Here is a 19250-nt window from a genome sequence, read left to right as displayed (position 1 = left end):
GGCGCGTCGCACGCTTCGCTCGGTTTATTACTATTGCCGGAACTGCGCGATCGCGCCGAGCGCCGGCTCATCGAATACGGTCTCGCACCATGTGCGGGCCTTCTCGGCGAGCGCGGCGCTCCAGCCACCGTGCTGCGCGTTGTCGGTGAACTTGTTCGCCAGTTCGTCACGCGACAGCGGTTCGCGCGCGCCTCCGCGCATATGCGGCTGACGCACTTCCTGAACCGTGCCGTCGTTGAGCGTCGCGCGTAGATGGCCGGTGAAATTGGTCGGATACTCGTTCTCCGGATCGATCTCATAGCGGATCTTGCCCGCCAGTGCCAACACCGCCGGATCGTGGATACGTGCTTCGGTGAACTGGCTGAAGCCTGCTTTGCGATCGAAGAAACCCACAGCCATGCAGTACGGTGTACTGAATTTGGCGGCGTAAGCGGTCGGCGGCCGATGCTTGACGGCGAGTTCTTCCCACAGACGATGCACCGTGCCATCGCCGACCTCGCACACGATGTCGCGAATCTGTTCCGCCTGCACGCCGCGCTCCGCGAGGGCGATGGCGCAATCGATATACGGTTGGGTCATCGTTCCGCACGCGTAGGGCTTGAACGCGATCGTCTCCATGATCCACGACGTGCCGAGCGTATCGAGCACCGGCGAGAAATCGGGCGCACGAGACGGTGCGAACGCCTTGAAAAAGCCATGCTTGCCTTCGAGCACGGTGCGCGGACCGTCGAAGCCGCCGCGCGCCATCAGCGCCGCGCGAATGCCCGACTGCGCGGCCCATCCGGCGTGCATCCGCTTGGTGGAGGTGCCTTCGGCCAGGTACTCGATGATCCCGGCCGCCATACTGCCCGCGATGCCGAGCGCCGACGTCGCCTGCTGCGCGTTTAGGTGCAGCGCGGCCGCGACGCCGCCCGCTGCGGCGAGCGCGCCGATCACCGCGGTCGGATGGAAGCCGGCGGTGTGAATCGCGCGCGGCGCGACGAGACTCAGCCGGCACATCAACTCCGTGCCAACTGCGATGCCGCGCAGTAATGCCTCGCCACCGAGGCCTTCGCGTTCGCATGCGGCGAGCACCGCAGGCACGACTACCGCGCCCGAATGCACCGGACCGCCCTCGAATGTGTCGTCGTAGTCTTCACCGTGCGCGGCGGTGCCGTTGATCAGCGCCGCATCGAATGCGCTGAAACTGCCCGCATGGCCGAGCGCCGTGCAGGCGCCGCCCGCATCAGTGGCCTGCAGCGTCGCGCGGATGTAGTCTTCGCCACGTCCGGCGATGCACAGACCGGTCACATCGAGCAGCAGCAGACGGGCAATTTCGACCGTCTGGGCGGGCAGTGCCGACGCGTGTGCATCGGCGATCCAGGCGCCGAGTTTTTCGGCAATGATTCCGTGTCCTTCGGGTTTTGCAACGCTCATACGGGGTGACCACTCCGAGTCGGTAATGAAATGCGGGCGCCGTCGTGTCGCGCGTACCAGGCGTGCTGGCTCCTAGCGCGGATCGTCGGCGAGGGTGGATTGCGCCGTCGCTTCGCCGGCAATGGCGCTGGCCGCGCCGGCTGCGGGCGCGGCGTCTTCCGCGTTGTGTGCGCTGATCGCGCGCTGGAAGCCCGCCTGCACGTGCTGACGCATCGCCAGCGCGACGGCATCGGGGTCGCGGCGCGCGAGCGCGTCGAGAATCATGCGGTGTTCGTTGTGCGACGCCTGCGAGCTGCCGGCAATCGAAAAGCCGCGCCGGCGCAGCAGGTGCATACGGTTAACCACTTGGCGGTACAGACCGAGCATCGTGGCGTTGCCCGACAGTTCGACCAACCGGTCGTGGAACGCGATGTTCAGCGTGAAGTAATTGTTCAGCTCGCCGTGGATCGAACTGGCTTCGAGCTGATCGAGCATCGCGTGCAGTTCCTGCAACTGCGCGTCGGTGATTTTCGTCGCGAGGCGCCGGCCGGCGATCTCGTCGAGTCCAGCGCGCACTTCATAGAGTTCGGCGGTTTCCTCATCGGAAATCTCGCGAATGTAGACGCCGCGATTCTTTTCGAGCAGCACGAGACCGGCTTCCTCGAGGGCGCGAAACGCCTCGCGCACCGGGCTACGGCTGATCTTCAGATGATCGGCGAGGTCCATCTCATTGAGTTTCATGCCGGCCTCAAGCTCGCCAGTCTTGATGCGCCGGAGGATTTCCTCCTGCACGAGACCGGACAGCGTGACGGAACGAAGCAACTCGAGCGAAGTGGTGGGACGGGGCATGGACGGGCCTGTATCTGGAAAACTGGCAGTTTACTGCGTGGATTGTGTCTTGAGGATTGTCGACAACATACTATCCTGAAGTTCATCGCGCAACCGGTATTTGCCTGTATTTGACTATTGTCGACAATATGTAAAATGCTATTCCGTACTCTAGCCATTACCTTTCACCTGCTTTCACTGCCGCTTACGATCCAATGACCCAAGCCGACCGCGTCACCCAAACCCTCGCACGCTACCTCGTCAACGCGCGTGCCGACGATCTGCCGCAAGCCGTGCGCGACCATGCGGTGCGCACCTTTGTCAACTGGATGGGTTGTGCGGTGGGCGCGTCGCGGCATGAAGCTGTGGAGATCGCGATCGCCGCGCTCGCACCGTTCGGCGGTCCGGCGCAGGCGACGGTGCTCGGCCGCGCGGGGAAGGTCGACGTGCTGTGCGCGGCGCTCTTTAACGGCATTAGCTCGCATGTCTTCGATTTCGACGATACGCATCTGAAGACCGTGATTCATCCGGCGGGGCCCGTGGCGTCGGCGATCCTTGCGCTGGCCGAGTATTGCCCGGTCAGTGGCAAGGAGCTCATTCATGCGCTGGCGCTCGGCATCGAAACCGAATGCCGGATTGGCAACGCGGTCTATCCCGATCACTACGATATCGGCTGGCACATCACCGGCACGGCCGGCGTGTTCGGCGCGGCGGCTGCGGCGGGCAAGCTGCTCGGGCTCGACGAGCAGCAGATGATCTGGGCGCTCGGGCTTGCGGCGACGCAGCCGGTTGGCCTGCGCGAGATGTTCGGCACGATGACCAAGAGCTTCCATCCGGGCCGGGCGGCGCAGAACGGTTTGCTGTCGGCGTTGCTGGCGCAGCGTGGCTATACGAGTTCGCAGCAGGGCATCGAAGCGAAACGCGGCTGGGCAAACGTGACGAGCACGCATCGCAATTACGCCGAAATCACCGAAGGGCTCGGCGAGCGTCACGAAAGTCTGCTGAATTCGTACAAGCCGTTTGCGTGCGGCATCGTGATTCATCCTGCGATCGACGGCTGCATCCAGTTGCGCAACGAACACGCGCTGAAGGCGGATGCGATTGCGTCGGTGCTGCTGAAGGTGCATCCGCTGGTGCTCGAATTGACCGGCAAGCGCACGCCGCAGACCGGGCTCGACGGCAAGTTCAGCGTCTATCACTCGGCGGCGGTGGCGATCATCGACGGTCGTGCGGGCGAGCATCAATACAGCGATGCCGCTGTGCACCGCGCCGCGACAGTGCAGTTGCGCGACAAGGTGACCGCCGAGATCGACCCAGCGATGCCTGCCGATGCCGTGCACATCACGATCACGCTGACGAACGGCGAGCGCCTCGAGAAACATGTCGAACATGCAATCGGCAGCATTGAGCGGCCGATGAGCAATGACGATCTGGCCGCCAAGTTCATCGATCTGGTGGAACCGATTCTGGGCGGCGCGCAAGCTGCGAGGCTACTCGACGCGGGTTGGAAGATGGAATCGCTTGCGAACGTCGCCGCGCTGGCCGATCTGACGCGTCCGGTCGGCACGACGTCATAAGTGCCACTTGCAGTACCGATGACGCGCGTATCGTGTAACCGGCGCGCGGCGACAGTGCGAAGCAGGGAACGAAGCGACGCGCGTCATCGGTAACATTGTCGACATAAGACAAGCCGCGATGCCAGCGAACGCGGTGGATGGTGGATTCAGGAGCAGAACCATGCAGCAACGTAACCGGCAGAGCGCTTCACGATGAAATCGAAAGCAGGCATGTTCACGGGGACCACAGGCAGAGTGTTTCTGCTGATCTGCGCGATGTATTTCATCGAGTACATCGACCGGGTCAATCTTTCCATCGCGGCGCCGCTGCTGAAGTCGGAGATGCATCTCTCGAACACGCAGCTTGGCATCGCGCTGTCTGCGTTCGGCTATTGCTATGCAATTTTTCAGGTCCTCAACGGGTATCTGGGTGACCGGATCGGACCGCGCAAGATGCTGGCGTTCTCGGGCATTCTGTGGACGATCGGCACGCTCGCGACCGGCGTGACTGGTGGCCTCGCAACGCTGGTTCTTTCTCGTGCGCTGGTCGGTCTCGGCGAAGCCGGCACGATTCCGAATGCCACACGTGCGATGGCCAACTGGGTGCCCTTGGCAAAACGCGGCTTCGCGCAGGGCTTCACGCACTCTGCCGCGCGCCTCGCCGCCACCATCACGCCACCGATGATCGTATTGATGATTCCGCTGCTCGGCTGGCGAGGCGCCTTTATCACCCTGGGTTGCGTCAGCGCGATCTGGGTGGCCGTGTGGGCGCTGTATTTCCGCGACGATCCACGCACGCATCCTTCTATCACCACCGCCGAAGTCGACGCGTTGCCGGCGTACGCCGGGCCGCGCCATCGTACGGCGGTGCCGTGGTGGCCGCTGATTCGGCGCATTATGCCCGTCACGCTGGTGTTCTTCTGTCACGCCTGGACACTGTGGCTGTATCTGAGCTGGCTGCCGAGCTTTTTCGTCGGCGTGTACGGCATCGATCTGAAAAGCACGGCGCTGTTTACGTCGGGCGTGTTTCTCGCCGGGGTGATCGGCGATACGGCGGGCGGCCTGCTGACCGACGCGATCTATCGACGCACCGGTAATCTGAACAAGGCGCGCCGCAACGTGATCATCATGGGCTTTGCAGGCTCGCTGCTGTTCCTCACGTGCGTGCTGTTCGTGCGCGACCGGACTGTAATCGCGCTGTGTCTGGCTGCGGCACTGTTTTGTCTCGAAGCGACCGAAGGCCCGATCTGGTCCGTGCCGATGGACATCGCACCCGCCTATGCCGGCGTCGCGAGCGGCTTTATCAGCACGGCAGCCGGTCTCGCCGCGATCGTGTCGCCGGTCGCGTTCGGCGTGATCACCGACATGACGGGTAGCTATCGCGTACCGTTCGTGATGTCGATTGCGCTGTTGCTGCTCGGCATTGTGCTGTCGTTCTGGATTCGCCCCGACCGGCCGCTGCAAGGCACTGCGAAACCGACGTTATCAACGAAATCACTGGGAGTGCATTCATGAATGGAGAGGTCAGGGGCGTTGCGGTCGTCACCGGAGCGGCGCGCAATATTGGTCGCGAGATCGCACTGGAGCTCGCAGCGGCGGGCAATGCGGTGATCGTCAATGCGCGCAGTTCCGCGGCCGAGGTGGCCGAAGTCGTGCGCGCAATCGAGGCTGCGGGCGGGCGCGCGGCCGCGCATCTGGCCGACGTCAGCGAGCCGGCCGGCGCGCAAAGTCTCATGGAAGCCGCGATTCACCATTTCGGGCAGATCGACATCCTCGTCAACAACGCGGCTGTGCGTCGCGAAGTGCCGTTTGCGGAACTGGATTTCGCGCGCTGGCGCGAGGTGATGTCGGTGATTCTCGACGGCGCGTATCTCTGCGCGCACGCGGCATTGCCGTATCTGCGGCAGTCGAAGGCGGGCGCGATCGTCAATATTGGCGGCATGTCGGCGCATGCGGGTTCGGCGGGACGCGCGCACGTGATCGCCGCGAAAGCGGGCCTCGTGGGTTTGACGCGCGCCCTGGCGCACGACCTGGGTCCGGACGGCATAACGGTCAATTGCGTGGTTCCCGGCTTGATCGCAACCGTGCGTGGCGGCTCGGCGGGCAATACCGAACCCGCCCATCACGCTGAACGCACCACACTGCTGGGCCGGCGCGGCCAGCCCGACGAGGTGGCGAGCCTTGTGCAATTTTTATGCGGCCCGACAGCGCGCTATTTGACGGGCCAGGCAATTCACGCGAACGGCGGCGCTTTTCTAGGCTGATCGTTCCGGCAGCGGCGCTGGAGACGACACCCGCGCGCCGCTGTCGAAGAGTTTCAGGTTAAAAGCGGTGTCGCGGGGTTCGTAGGAGGATTATTCATGCGGTAACGACATCAAATTAATTAGTAGTACATATCGTAAAGTCTGAGACATAAATAAATAATACTTGGTGGAGATGACAGAATGAGAAAGACGCTGTTTGCATTGTCGATATTGGGAACCGTCGCCGGAACTGCCCATGCGCAGAGCTCGGTGACGCTGTACGGCCTCCTCGACGAAGGCTTGATGATCAACACCAACGCCAAAAACGTGGTGAACGGCAAGAACGTCGGCGGCCGGCAATTTTTGGTGGATTCGAACTCGGGCACACTGGGCAGTCGCTGGGGCATGAGAGTCAACGAGGATCTGGGCGGCGGCATGAATGCGATCGCCGTGCTGGAGTCCGGTATCAACATCAGCACGGGCCAGTTCGGACAGGGCGGCACGGCATTCGGCCGGCAGGCCTTCGTGGGTCTTGGCAGCCGCACCTACGGTACGGTGACGCTGGGGCGCCAGTACGACAGCATCAACGACTACGTCGGCAACTACGGTTTTGGAGCGGCCTACGGTGGATCGACGACCGAGCATCCGGGCGACATCGACAACGTAAACCACACGTTTCGCAGCAACAACACGATCAAATACACGAGCCCGAATTTCAGCGGCTTGACCTTCGGCGGCACCGCAAGTCTGGGCGGCGTGGCGGGCGAGATTTCGCAATCGAGCGGCTACAGCCTCGGTGCGAACTATGCACGCGGTCCGATCGGTTTTGCGGTGGCATACGAACTATTCAAGAATCCGTCTGCGCTGGGCTCGCTCCTGAACAGCAATGCGAGTGCTACGACGTTCAACTCGCTGAATTCCGGCTATCTCGGCACGAAGCCAGCCAACTCGCTGCAGATCATTACGACGGGTGGCTCGTATCAGTTTGGCGGGGCAATCATTGACGCGGTGTATGCGAACGTCAAGTACATGAACATTGGGGCGTTCAACGGTGAGACCGCAACCTTCAACAGTTTTGAGCTGAATGCGTTGTATCGCTTCGCGGTGGACTTCTCTGTTGCGGGCGAATACAACTATACGAAGGGCAATGCGGTGAAGGGCGATCTCGGCGACCAGTCTTACAACCAGTTCACGTTGCTGTTTGACTATACGCTGTCCAAGCGGACCGACCTCTTTCTGCTAGGTACGTTCCAGACCGCAAGCGGCACGAGTTCGACGGGTGCTCGGGCAGTCGCGGATATCGGCAACCTCGGCGATTCGTCGAACAATCATCAGGCCGTGGCGCGTATCGAGATTCGTCACAAGTTCTAAGCGCGCTGTTTTTCCACGTGTGCAGGGGCCATGGCATCGATCGACGCCATGGCCGCACTCATACATTCACGCAGCGTCACGCCCGGCCGGTGCAGCGCGCTTATTTCGCGGTAATCGCTACGGCGCGCACTTTCCCCACTTCGGCGGCGGTGACGGCAGTTGCGCGGTTTCCCCAACTGCTTCGAACGAAGCTCAATAGATCGGCGATCTGTTGGTCCGTCAAACGCCAGCCGAAATCGGGCATCGCGAGTGGCGTCGGCGCTGGTGCGGTGGACGGCATATGCGAGCCGCTCAGCACGATATGAATCAGTGATGTCGGATCGTGGCTCAACACCGAGGCATTGCCGCTCAGGCTGGGGAACGTCGGCATCGCGCCCGTGCCGTCGGAGCGGTGACAGGCCGCGCAATTGTCCAGATAGAGACGCGCGCCGCTCGAATCGATGTGACCGGCTCTGAGCGCGGCGGCCGTCACCTCCATATCGTCGACTTGCTGCGGGCGGAGTGGCGTCGCGCGTGCGTGCAATGACGGCGACGTCAGATACGTGGCGATCGCGTTCAGATCGTCGTCGTGCAGATACTGCGTGCTGTCGTCGATGACTTCCGTCATCGGACCGAATGCCGCGCCGTCATGCAGACGCCCGCTGCGCAGATAGGCGACGAGATCAGCCTTGCTCCATGCATTATTGATGTCCGATGCCTCCGCCGGGTGTCCGCGCAGATTCGGCGCATACCAGCCCGCCAGCGCATTCCCGGACAGGAACGCGGTGTTGTCCTTGTCATCGAGCGCGTCCTCCTGTCCGAGCATGCCGTGCGGCGTGTGGCATGCGCCGCAATGTGCGAGCCCTTGCACCAGATACGCGCCGCGATTCCATTCGACGCTCTGTCGCGGATCGGCTTGATAAGGTGGATGGTCGTGCGCATACCAACGATCCCACACTGTCATCAACGCGCGGATGTTGAACGGAAACCGGAGTTCCGATGCGCGGTTTGTCTGCGTGACCGGTTTGACGCCTTGCATGAAATAGCGATACAGCGCGTGCATATCGGCATCGTCGATTTTTGCGTACGACGGATAGGGCATCGCCGGGTACAGGCGGCGGCCGTCTTTGGCGATGCCCTGACGCAACGCCAGGGCGAAGTCGTCATAGCTATAGCCGCCAATACCGGTCGATATGTCGGCTGTGATGTTGGTCGAATAGAGCGTGCCGAAGGGTGTCGCGAGCGGCAGACCGCCCGCGAAGGGCTGCGCCTTGTTCTCCGTGTGACAGGCCGCGCAATCGCCGACCTTCGCGAGATAGGCGCCTTTGGCCAGTTGCGCGTCAGTCGTCACCGACCTAAGCGAAGTGGCGGACGCGTTCGGGACTTGCGCATGCACGCCTCCTGGCGCGCCGCTGCACATCAGCGCGAACGCGGGAACCAGGCAACGCGTGAGGCGTTTGAGCGTGATTTTCATGGTCGCTTGCTCACGCCTGAACGAGAGGGCCGGGATTCTTCAGATAGGTCTCGCGGATCGCCTTCGCGGCGTAGTACGTCATCGCGCCAATCGTGCCGGTCGGATTGATACCGAGATTCTGCGGAAACGAACACGCGCCCGCGACGAACACGTTTGGCACATCCCACGACTGAAGATACTTATTGACCACACTGTTGTCCGGCCGGTCGCCAGCGATCGCACCGCCGGTCGTGTGCGTGCTCTGATACGGACCGGCGTCGAAGTGGTCACCTGGTTTGCCCGCGTTGATCGCCACCGATTTCGGCTTCGGGTTCATCGCGCGTGCGACATCGGCGGCCTTGTGGCTGACGAACTGCGTCATCCGGCCTTCGTTGTCCTTCCAGTCGAACGTCATGCGCAACAGCGGCAGACCATATGCATCCTTGTAGGTCGGATCGAGATCCAGATAGTTGTCGCGATACGACATCACCGAGCCTTGCGTCGAAATTGCGAAGGAATGCAGATAGTGCTCTTTCACCGCCTTCTTCCATCCCGAGCCCCACTTCGGCGTGCCGGGTGGCACCAGTGCCTGGGCGATCGGACGGCCGCCCGTCACGGTCGCAAAGGTGATGGCGCCGCCGATAAAATTTAGCGGACCGTGATCGAAGTTGTCGGCGTTGAAGTCGTCATAGACGACGCCGCCCGATCCCGAACCGATAAACGGATTGATCGCGACATCCTTATCGGAGAAGATGGGAATCTTACTGTTCTTCTGGTACGCATAGTTCTTGCCGACGGTGCCTTCGCCCGTGGCAGGATCGTACGGTTTGCCGATACCCGACAACAGCAGCAGACGCACGTTGTGCATCTGGTACGCACACAGCGCGACCGCGGGCTGCTCGACCGTGCGTCCCTGTGCATCGATATAGGTGACACCGGTGGCGCGCTTGCCGGTCGAGTCGAGGTTGACCTTGACGACCGCCGAACGGTCGCGCAATTCGAAGTTGGGCTTTCGCGCGAGCGCCGGAAGGATGCAGGTCTGCGGCGACGCTTTCGAAAACATGTAGCAGCCGAACAGCTCGCAATAGCCGCAGAAGTTGCAGGGCCCAAGCTGCATGCCGTACGGGTTCGTATACGCCTTCGACGCAATCGACGCGGGCGTCGGATACGGGTGACGACCGAGGTCGCGCGCGGCCTGCTCGAACAGCATCGACGGATAGGCGGTGGGCAACGGCGGCAACGCGTAGTCACGCGAGCGCGGCGCTTCGAACGGATTGCCGCCGCTGACCGGCTGGCCGTTGAGGTTGCCCGCCTGGCCACTGGTGCCCGCGACATACTCGAAGCGGTCATAGAACGGTTCAAGCTCGGCGGCGCTGACAGGCCAGTCCTGAATCGTCATGTCGTCGGGAATGAAGTCCTTGCCGTAGCGTTGCTCGTAGTGACTGCGCAGCTTCAGGTCGGCATCGGTCGCGCGATAGGTGAAGCCGTTCCAGTGCACGCCCGAGCCGCCCACGCCATCGCCGAACAGAAATGCGCCGTACTGGCGCAGCGGCAACGCGGCTTCGCTCGCATGGCGACGAATCGTGACTGTCTCGTGAGCGAGGCTTTGCATCAGCTTGTTGCGCTGTACGTAGGTCAGCTCGTCGGCGATCTTCGGATACGCGAAGTCGGGATACGTATCGCGGTTTTCGCCGCGTTCGAGACCGACGACGGTGAGGCCGGCGTCCGCCAGTTCGATCGCCATAATAGAACCGGTCCAGCCCATGCCGACGACCACCGCGTCCACTTTGGGTTTCCTGATGTTCGCCATGTGTCCCCTCCTGGCGTGTGTTTTATCTGATGCTGCCGTGCGCTTCGCTTCGCGAAGACTGCGGTTATGTGTTGCCTTCGATCGTCACCGGTCCGAGCGGATACACTTTGCCAGGTTGCGCGACCCAGTCGAGATAGTCGGCGCGTGTGCCGGGAAAGCCGATCATGGTCCAGCTCGCGGCGTGCTTGTTGCCGTCGTGAATGGGATCGGAGAAATAGCCTTCTTTTGTGTTCTGCCACAGCAGCGCGATGAAATGCCCGGCCGAGGTCTGCTCGAACTTGACCTCGCCGGTATCCATGCGGTGCAGCAACGCGTCCTGTTGCGCAGCACTCAGTTGAACGAACGGCTTGCCGCCGAAGTGCGCCCTGCAATAACTGTCGAGCGCAGTAATGCCGGTACGGTACAGGTCACGCGGCGTCATCGGACTTTGATAGCCCGCGAGGGGCGTCGCGTCAGGATGAAACGGCCCCTGCATGTACCATGTCGCCGCATGACCGAATGCACCTTCCATCTGCTTGTCGATGAACGCCGCGACGTCGAGTTCCAGTGCACCCGGTCCTTCGGCGTCGGCGGGAATCAGGCGATCTATTGCAGCCTGAAGGACGCTCCATTCGTCAGGCTTGAAGAACTTCGGCTGATAAGGCGTCGCACTATGATTGTCCGCAACAGCGGCAGCGGTAGCGTCGGTCGAAGCGGAGGCCGTACCGTCGGTCACTCGATCGCACGCGGCCAGACTGCCCGCCACTGGCAACACCGCGACGGTCTGGATCAGGAACCGGCGCCGCGATGACTGGATGGGAGGCGTTGCTGATACGGCGTCGTGTTTGTCGTCCATGTTGATCGTCGCGCTTACTTCGTCGCGTCCGCGCCGGCCTTGCAGATATCCCCATCCTGATCACCGCTGCCGCCGCTGCATCCGATCGCGCCGACAATCTTGCCGTCTATCACGAGTGGATAGCCGCCTGGGGAGGCAACTAACGAAGGATCGAGCGTCGCCGAATAGGTGTGTCCGCCTTCGAAAGCGTTGTAGAACGTGCGCGTATCGCGACGAAAGCGCGCGGCAGTGGCGGCCTTGCGTAGCGCGATATTCGGTGCCGCGTTTTGCGTATCGTCCATCTTCGCGAATGCGACGAGGTCGCCATTCGGATCGGTGACCGCAATGGCTTCGCGCCAGCCGCGTTTCGCAGCTTCGGCCTCGGCGGTTTCGATCGCCTGGTTGGCGGCTTGCAGGCTGATCGGCATGCCGTAGGGAATATCGAATGGCGTGCGCGCCGGCAGGCCACCGGCCGACGGTTGCGACGCAGGTGCCTGCGCATTCGCGTTTGCGCCGCTAAGCGCGGCGCACAGCGAGAACAGCACGAGCAATGCAGTGTGAGTGATTCGCTTGCTGGTCATGACGGAGTCCCGTGAAGCGGTTGATGGCTGATTGAGTTTTGAACGTGCCAGGTGCGGCGATCGACGACGGCTTCGCCCGATGTGGTCAAGACATCGAGCGAAGCGCATCACGCTCAGTCGAGCGAGGTCCAGCGCGTGCCCAGCGCTTCGGTAATCGCAGCGGCGTCGAAGCGATACGCCATCAGCGCTGCAAAGCCGCGCCGCCCATCGATCGAGGCGGCCGCGCTCGTGAAACCGTGCTTGGCGATCAGCGCTGCTTCGAGTGCGTCTGCAGCCGCCTTGCCGATCTCGATCGCTTCCATCTCGTGGTTCGCGTTGTGCGCGAGGCCCGCCGCCTGAGTCGCGGCGACACCAAGCGCATGACGCGTGCACGCTTCGTCGAGGCCGAGGAGGCGCGCCACCGCAAGCACCGCACCCAGCACGCCCACCGACGATGCGACGTTCCAGCGCGCGCGAAATTCGTCGCTATCGACCGCAGCGAGAATGCGCGTCGCGGCTTCGATGCCGATCGCGGCAGCGGCGATGGCTTCGTCATCGGATGAGCCGAGCTTGTCGGCGGTCGCTATCACAGCGGCGAGCACGGGCATGGACGGCGACGCGGCGGCCTGCGTCGCGAGCGATGCGCCGAGAATCCATGCGCGGGTGCGTGCGTCGTAAGTCGCGCTGCCATGCGATTTCAGCAGCGCGTCGATCTGCTCGGGCGAGCGCGTCGCCTGATGGGTGAGCAGGCGCGCGTGCGTGAGCGCGTCGCGGGCGCCATCGAGCGCGGAATCAGCCGAAGCGGGCAGGGCGGCGGTAGCGAAACCGGCGAGGGCGTCGGAGACGACAGAATGTTGAGCGGCGTTATGCATGATTCGATTCCTGTGTCGACCAGCGTTAGCGCTTTAGCGCTTATGCGGGTCCCATTGCGAGTGCACTCGGTGCACACAGTGCGAAGAGCGCGTCGAGATTGGCGGCGGTGTCCAGCGTGGCCACGGCGGCGGCGAGTTGGGCGGCGATGCCATCGCCCAACTGCGAGTCCACCAGCAGACGGACCTTGTGCATCAGTTCGTCGTCGGTCAATGGACGTGCCAGACTGCCGCGCGCATGTTCGACGTGATGCTCGACGACCGAGCCGTCCTTCAGCGTCGCCGCGATAAAGACTTCGTCGCGATTCACTGATGCGTCAGGCGCGAGCTTCGTCAAGGCACGGACGGCGATGACGTCGTCCTGCACCACACGCGTGTCTTCGTATTGCGCGAGACCGACCTGGCCATCGCACAGCGCGGCGGCCACGCCATGGATCGCGCTGAAGCGTGCCTGCAGGCCGTCCTTCGGCTGCGGGTTACCCATCAGTTCTGGCACGAGCGGATGGCAACGCAGCGTGATCGACTGGATCGACTTCACGTCGTCGATCCGCGGTGCCAGCGCGAGCCCTGCGTCGATTGCCGGATGCGCGACGATCCCACACGGATACGGCTTGTAAGTGTTGAACAGCAATTCCCAACGCTCGCCAAACGCGCCGTTCATCAGGTCGAAATCGACCTTGGTCGACATCGAATGCGAGTAGCCGCCGGCTGCTTCAAAAATGTCGGCGACGACGCGCTGGCCTTGCTGCGCGAGACGCGCGGCCGCAATGCCGTTTGAAGCTGCCTTGCCGGGGTGATAAGGCTTCGTCATCGTGCCGAACGCTTCGCGATGGCCGACGAACATCGAGGCGGCGATCGACACCGCCGCGCTCAACGCTGCTTCATCGAGACAGAGCAGCAGGGCGGCTGTCACCGCGCAGCCGATCACGCCGCAAGTGCCGGTGATGTGCCAGCCACGGTCGTAATGCTCCGGCGAGATCGATACACCGACCCGCAACTGCGCTTCGGAGCCGAGCGCGAACGCAGTTAGCGCGGCCGCGCCTGTCGGGCGCGTGTCGGGCGCGAGCGCCGTCAGCACCGCGAGCACCGAGGCGGCCGGATGGATGACGGTCGCGAGATGGGTATCGTCGAAATCGTCGAGATGGCCGGCAAAGCCGGTGGCGAGCGCCGAAAAATGCAGGTCGACCTTTTCGCTGCGGCCCGGCACCGGCGCGATCTCGGCGACGCCCAGTTCGTGAGCTGCAGCGAGGATCGCGTCGACGCCGGGATGGCGCGACGCGCCGATCGAGGTGCCGATGACATTGATCAGGGAACGCCTGGCTTCCTCTGCGACCGGAACCGGCAGCGGACGCTGCGCCAGTGCGAAAAGGCCGTGCGCGAATGCGGCGGCGATGGAACTCATTGAGACAACTCCTCCAGACGGATGCCGTTGGTCTTCGGCCCTAGCAGCCCGACCATCACGACGATCACAAACATGGCTGACGAAATCAGCACGAACACGGCAGGCACGCCCGAATGCTTCAGCAATGCCGCCACCCAGAAACCGACGAAGATTGAGCTCAGCCGGCTCCAGCTAAAAACGAAACCGACGGCGCGGGCGCGAATCCGGGTCGGATACAGCTCGGCCTGATAGGTGTGAAAAATGCCGATGAGCCAGTTGTTGGCGATGGTCACGGCGCTGCCGAATAGCAGGATCAGCACGGGCTCGCGCACCACGCCGAACAGCACACCGGCCACCGCGACGACGATCGCGCAGCCGACCAGTTGCCACTTGCGCTGGACCCGTTCGGCGCAGGCCATTGCGCCGAGCGCGCCAAGCGGTGTCGCGAATGCGATCACCATGGTGTAGAGCAGCGAATGCGTGATCGTGATGCCCTTCGTGTAGAGCAGAACCGGCACCCACGCGCCGAATCCGTACACGCCGAAGGTCTGAAAGAAGTTGAAGAACGACAGCATGATCGTGCGGCTCAGGTAGCGGCCTTTCCACATCTCGGATCATGACCCGCTCTGCTCACCGGACAGCGGTTCGGGCGCGTGTTGCGCGGGCGCCTGCAACGCGCGGCCGGTTTCCGCGATGACGCGGGCCTCGATCGCATCGACGATCGCGCGCGCCTCGTCGAAACGTCCTTTGCTTTCGAGCCAGCGCGGCGACTCGGGCAGCCCGCGCCGCATGAACCAGATCAGCACCGCGCCTGCCGAGCCGATGATCATCACCCAGCGCCAGCCTTCGAGGCCGAGGATGGTGTGCGGCACGAGCAGAAACGACAGCACTGCGACGGTCGGCACGGAGGTCAGGATCACGAGGATGCTGAACGCGCTGTAGCGGCCGCGGGTGTGATGCGGCGTCAGCTCGGAAATATAAGTGTCGACAGTAATGAGTTGCACGCCGATTCCGAGGCCGGCGACGAAGCGCCAGAGATCCATGGCTTCCGGCGAATGCTGGAACGCGGCGGCGAAGGTCGCCACTGAATAGATCAGCATCGCGCAGGTGAACACGGCGCGGCGTCCGAAGCGGTCGGTGAAGCTGCCGAGCGCCACCGTGCCGACGAACATCCCGGCGAAAAACGAGCCGAGAAAGCTGGCGAAACCGTTGACGTCGAAGAGGCCCGCCGTGGTGGCGTGATACAGGCCACTGCTGATGAGTCCCAGTGAGATATAGGCCGCCATGAACATTTCATAAAACTCAAACCAGCCGCCAATCGCGATGCGCGCGACCAGGCCGCTGAAATAACGCGTCGGCGGCAGGCGGTCGAGCCGCGCCGAGACGCTGGCTTCGGCGCCGCGCGTGCCGGCGAACTCCTTTTCCATGTACATCGCGTCTCCTGTGTCGACCGGAGGCGCTTTAGCGCTTACTCCGGTCCCATGCAACCTAGTCGCTCGGTGTGTCGTCCGATCTTGTTAGTGTCGACACTTTTGGCAAAGTGTATGGCCTATCAGCGTAAAATTTCAAGAAGAATTTGATTAACTGTGTACACTTTGGGGGAATTGAGTAGTAAGGCGCCGCGGTCCGGCGGGGTGGCGGTTTGCTAGAATCCGTCCACGCTGCCGGGCGGCACACCAAGGAATATCGAGGGATAGAGGGATGGACGAAACTGTCGACACACGCGACGAGGAGGATCAGGGCGACGCATCGCCGGTCGGCGAGATCGTCGATTGGGTCGCGCGCGGCATTATCGAAGGCCGCCTGCAACCGGGCGATGACCTGAATTCGGTCGATCTTGCGAAGCGCTTCAACGTCAGCCGTACGCCGGTACGCGAAGCGCTTTTCGTGCTGAACCGCGAGCGGCTGGTCGACTGGTCGCCGCGGCGGCGGCCGCGTGTGTCGTCGATGAGCCTCACGGAAGTGCGCGAGATCTATCAACTGCGCGTCTTGCTATATGGACAGGTGTCGCTCGCGATCGTCGAGCATGCAACTGCCGACGACATCGATTCGTTGTGGCGCGCGCACGCGCGTCTCGCCGACGCCGCCGCGCAGGCGGACGTCGACGGCTATTTCTGGGCCAACGTCGCGTTTCGCGATGAAGAACTGCGGGTGAGCCGCAACGGCATCTTCAAGGAAGTGCTCGATTCGATGCGGATGCGCACCAACCGGCTGCGGCACCTCAGCACGTCGTTGCCCGGCCGGATGCAACGGTCTTGCGCCGATCATCAACGGCTGTGCGAAGCGTACGCGGAGCGTGATGGCACGCTCGCGGCGGCGCTGAACCGCTCGATCGTGTTGAGTGCGTTGCAGGCGATCGAGCAGGTGTGGGAGATGGAGTTCGGCAAGCGTTGATGAAACGCGGTGCGATTTTCCTGCGGCGGCCTACGCCGCCAACTGCGCCCTGTGTTGGCTGATCAGTTCGGCTTCATCCTTCAGGGCTTTCTGCACTGAGGGCCGCGCTTCAATTCGTGCGATATAGGTCATCAGATTCGTCAGGTGATCAAGCTTTACCCCAGACCGTTCGTGCCACATGGTTGCCCAAACATAAGCGTCTGCGACAGTGAATTGCTCGCCGGTGAGGTACGCGCGGCCATCGGCGAGACGCGCGTCAAGTGCAGCGTAGGCGGTGAGCAGCTTGTTAGTGGTGAACGCTACGCCTTCCTCGGTCATCAGTTTGCGCATCAGCGGAATGTGCTTCTGCGCGATCTCGGTGGCGACAAAGGTCAGCAACTGGTCCATCCTGACACGCTCCAGCGTGCCGTGCGCGGGCATCAGTCCGGAGTCGGGGTATTGATCGGCGAGATACGACGCGATGACGATGGTTTCGGTCATCCGCTCCTTATCTGCGTTGTCGAGCTCGAGGACCGGCACGTAAGAGAGTGGATTGACGTTCGCAAAGTCGACGTTGTCCGACGTGGACTTGCCGAATACGTCGTAGTGGATCAGTTCGGGGGACAGCCCTAACTCATTGAATACGGCCTGGACTGCCAGGGAACATGTCGCTTGCGCGATATAGAGTTTCATTTGACGAACCTTTAAGTTGAATGGATGGCTGGTGTGCGGCGGGTAGCTGGAAGCGGGAGAGACGTCGCGCACCGTTGGGATGAAGTATTGCGAGAATCGCTCGCGCGATAAACACCGGTGCGGGAGTCACTCTGTCGTTTTCGTGGCGACAATTGCTGTGCGGACGATTGTCGCTTTCAGGGAGACGCTCTGAACACTGAGGGGTCGTTTATCTCTATCGCTGCCATCTTCAGAATGGCGTGCTTCGACAGCCCATGGCGAGAGCGAGGCTCTGGTTTATCGGGGCTGTTCAACTCTTCCGATAGGCCCACCCATGCATCGTCAAACGCCACATGGTGCCGACAGGAACAAACTGCTGATTCTTGCAGCCGTTTGTCTGTCGGCTCTCGTGCTCCCTCTAGCGTTTTCGGGAGGCGCGGTCGCGACTCCTGCAATCGGCCGTGACCTCGGCGGCAGCCCCGCCATGCTTACGTGGGTCACCAACGCCTTTATGCTCAGCTTCGGCAGCCTGCTGATGGCGGCCGGGGCGCTTGCTGACCAGTTCGGTCGCAAACGCCTTTTCGTCCTCGGGTTGGGCGGATTCGTTGTCACGTCACTTGCCATGAGCTTTGCGCCGTCGACGCTATGGCTGGATATTCTCCGAGCGACACAAGGCATCGCCGCGGCTGCCTCCCTGTCGAGCGGCGCGGCGTCGCTTGCTCAGGAGTTCGAAGGGCACGCCCGTACACGGGCATTCAGCATGCTTGGCACCAGCTTTGGTATCGGCCTTGCATTCGGCCCGCTGATGGCCGGCACACTCATCCAACACTTTGGTTGGCGCTCGATTTTCATGGTCATTGCCGTCATCGGTGTCATCGCCTTTATCTTCGGCGTGCCGCGCATGCGTGAAACGCGGGATCCGAACGCGACCGGCCTCGACTATCCGGGCACCATCACCTTTACCGCGACGCTCGCGCTCTTCACGTTCGGCGTCATTCAGGCGCCGGAAAGTGGCTGGGGCAGTCCTTGGGTTGTGATCTTGCTGGTATTGTCGGCGGTCATGCTGGTCGCATTCGTTATGGTCGAGACGCGAGTGAAGCGTCCCATGCTTGAACTGAGCCTGTTCCGCTATCCTCGCTTTGTCGGTGTGCAGATTCTCCCGGTAGGCACGTGCTATTGCTACATCGTGCTCATCGTCATGCTGCCGTTGCGCTTTATCGGCGCCGAAGGCCTCGACGAAATGCACGCCGGCATGCTGATGGTCGCGCTTTCCGCGCCTATGCTTGTCGTTCCGATGTTGGTCGCTTCGTTCGCGCGCTGGCTGTCTGCCGGCGTGCTCTCGGGTATCGGCTTCCTCATCGCGGCGGCAGGTCTTTACTGGTTGAGCCTCGTGGATTTCAGTGCGTCGAGAGATGCGCTGGTTATGCCGATGCTCGTGATCGGACTTGGCGCGGGAATGCCGTGGGGGTTGATGGATGGTCTCTCAGTCAGCGTTGTGCCGAAGGAACGCGCAGGGATGGCGTCAGGCATTTTCAGCACGACGCGGGTTGCTGGCGAAGGAATCGCTCTAGCCATCGCAACAGCTATCCTCGCTGCACTTGCTCATACGAGTCTTGCACGCATCGTTCCTGACACTTCGCCGGCCATGCACGCGCGAATCGCGGAAGCTGCGCAGCGTGTGACTGCCGGCGACATGGTGCACGCGGCTGCGACGCTTCCTGAAGTCAGCAGGCATGCGCTCTCGGCCAGCTACGCAGACGCATTTACGAGCCTGTTGCACGTGCTGATCGTCATTACGCTGCTATCGGCGTTTGCGACTTTTGCCTTTCTGAGCAAGACACCACCTCAGGACGACGAACCAGGCTCCACGCCAGACGAGAACCATGGCAAAGAGGAAGTGGTCCGTGAGACGGTAAGCGCCTGACACCGATTGCGATTACGTACTC

15 protein-coding genes and 1 pseudogene are annotated in these 19250 nt (G+C 62.4%); 6 read left to right on the top strand and 10 right to left on the bottom strand.

Going from position 1 to position 19250, the window contains the following annotated elements; genetic code table 11:
- Positions 1–30 precede the first annotated feature (30 nt).
- On the bottom strand, positions 31–1416 hold the full coding sequence (locus tag P3T40_RS33795) for an MmgE/PrpD family protein (protein ID WP_429272058.1): 1386 nt from the start codon (positions 1414–1416) through the stop codon (positions 31–33).
- A 72-nt stretch (positions 1417–1488) separates the two neighbouring features.
- Positions 1489–2244, bottom strand: coding sequence for an FCD domain-containing protein (locus tag P3T40_RS33790; protein ID WP_429272057.1), 756 nt, complete (start codon positions 2242–2244; stop codon positions 1489–1491).
- 194 nt (positions 2245–2438) lie between these two features.
- On the opposite strand from P3T40_RS33790, the gene P3T40_RS33785 reads away from it, so the two are divergent.
- From P3T40_RS33785 to P3T40_RS33770, 4 genes are all read left to right on the top strand, one after another.
- Positions 2439–3800, top strand: coding sequence for an MmgE/PrpD family protein (locus P3T40_RS33785; RefSeq protein ID WP_429272056.1), 1362 nt, complete (start codon positions 2439–2441; stop codon positions 3798–3800).
- Between the two features lie 192 nt (positions 3801–3992).
- A complete protein-coding gene (locus tag P3T40_RS33780) occupies positions 3993–5294 on the top strand; it encodes an MFS transporter (protein WP_429272055.1) in 1302 nt (433 codons plus the stop codon).
- Positions 5291–6043, top strand: a complete 753-nt coding sequence (locus tag P3T40_RS33775; protein WP_429272054.1) for an SDR family NAD(P)-dependent oxidoreductase — start codon at positions 5291–5293, stop codon at positions 6041–6043. Before P3T40_RS33780 ends, P3T40_RS33775 begins: the two co-directional genes overlap by 4 nt.
- Positions 6044–6223: 180 nt before the next feature.
- Positions 6224–7393 carry a porin gene (locus P3T40_RS33770; RefSeq protein WP_429272053.1) on the top strand — a complete coding sequence of 390 codons (1170 nt, stop codon included), beginning with the start codon at positions 6224–6226 and terminating at the stop codon, positions 7391–7393.
- A gap of 100 nt (positions 7394–7493) precedes the next feature.
- Here the strand turns inward: P3T40_RS33770 and P3T40_RS33765 are convergent, their stop codons facing one another.
- The 7 genes and pseudogenes from P3T40_RS33765 to P3T40_RS33735 all read right to left on the bottom strand — a co-directional run bounded on the left by P3T40_RS33765 (position 7494) and on the right by P3T40_RS33735 (position 15545).
- Positions 7494–8846 carry a c-type cytochrome gene (locus P3T40_RS33765; protein ID WP_429272052.1) on the bottom strand — a complete coding sequence of 451 codons (1353 nt, stop codon included), beginning with the start codon at positions 8844–8846 and terminating at the stop codon, positions 7494–7496.
- Positions 8847–8856: 10 nt separating this feature from the next.
- Complete coding sequence (locus tag P3T40_RS33760; protein WP_429272051.1) at positions 8857–10635, bottom strand: GMC family oxidoreductase; 1779 nt, start codon at positions 10633–10635, stop codon at positions 8857–8859.
- Positions 10636–10699: 64 nt separating this feature from the next.
- A complete protein-coding gene (locus P3T40_RS33755) occupies positions 10700–11470 on the bottom strand; it encodes a gluconate 2-dehydrogenase subunit 3 family protein (RefSeq protein ID WP_429272050.1) in 771 nt (256 codons plus the stop codon).
- A gap of 14 nt (positions 11471–11484) precedes the next feature.
- Positions 11485–12030 (bottom strand): GlcG/HbpS family heme-binding protein, encoded by a 546-nt coding sequence (locus P3T40_RS33750; protein ID WP_429272049.1) that lies wholly within the window; start codon positions 12028–12030, stop codon positions 11485–11487.
- A gap of 113 nt (positions 12031–12143) precedes the next feature.
- Positions 12144–12881, bottom strand: a complete 738-nt coding sequence (locus P3T40_RS33745) for an MmgE/PrpD family protein (RefSeq protein WP_429272048.1) — start codon at positions 12879–12881, stop codon at positions 12144–12146.
- 40 nt (positions 12882–12921) lie between these two features.
- Positions 12922–14280 carry an MmgE/PrpD family protein gene (locus P3T40_RS33740; RefSeq protein WP_429272047.1) on the bottom strand — a complete coding sequence of 453 codons (1359 nt, stop codon included), beginning with the start codon at positions 14278–14280 and terminating at the stop codon, positions 12922–12924.
- Positions 14277–15545 (bottom strand): annotated as a pseudogene (locus P3T40_RS33735) (MFS transporter). Before P3T40_RS33735 ends, P3T40_RS33740 begins: the two are co-directional and overlap by 4 nt.
- Before the next feature lie 415 nt (positions 15546–15960).
- On the opposite strand from P3T40_RS33735, the gene P3T40_RS33730 reads away from it, so the two are divergent.
- On the top strand, positions 15961–16653 hold the full coding sequence (locus P3T40_RS33730) for a GntR family transcriptional regulator (protein WP_429272046.1): 693 nt from the start codon (positions 15961–15963) through the stop codon (positions 16651–16653).
- A 30-nt stretch (positions 16654–16683) separates the two neighbouring features.
- Here P3T40_RS33730 and P3T40_RS33725 read toward each other — a convergent pair whose 3' ends face one another.
- Positions 16684–17325 carry a glutathione S-transferase family protein gene (locus P3T40_RS33725; RefSeq protein WP_429272045.1) on the bottom strand — a complete coding sequence of 214 codons (642 nt, stop codon included), beginning with the start codon at positions 17323–17325 and terminating at the stop codon, positions 16684–16686.
- Between the two features lie 313 nt (positions 17326–17638).
- On the opposite strand from P3T40_RS33725, the gene P3T40_RS33720 reads away from it, so the two are divergent.
- Positions 17639–19228 (top strand): MFS transporter, encoded by a 1590-nt coding sequence (locus tag P3T40_RS33720; protein WP_429272044.1) that lies wholly within the window; start codon positions 17639–17641, stop codon positions 19226–19228.
- Positions 19229–19250 lie beyond the last annotated feature (22 nt).

The sequence above is a fragment of the Paraburkholderia sp. EB58 genome (assembly GCF_050436665.1).
Lineage (GTDB): Bacteria > Pseudomonadota > Gammaproteobacteria > Burkholderiales > Burkholderiaceae > Paraburkholderia.
Note: the sequence above shows the minus strand (reverse complement) of the source record. Positions and strands in the feature narration are given on the sequence as shown.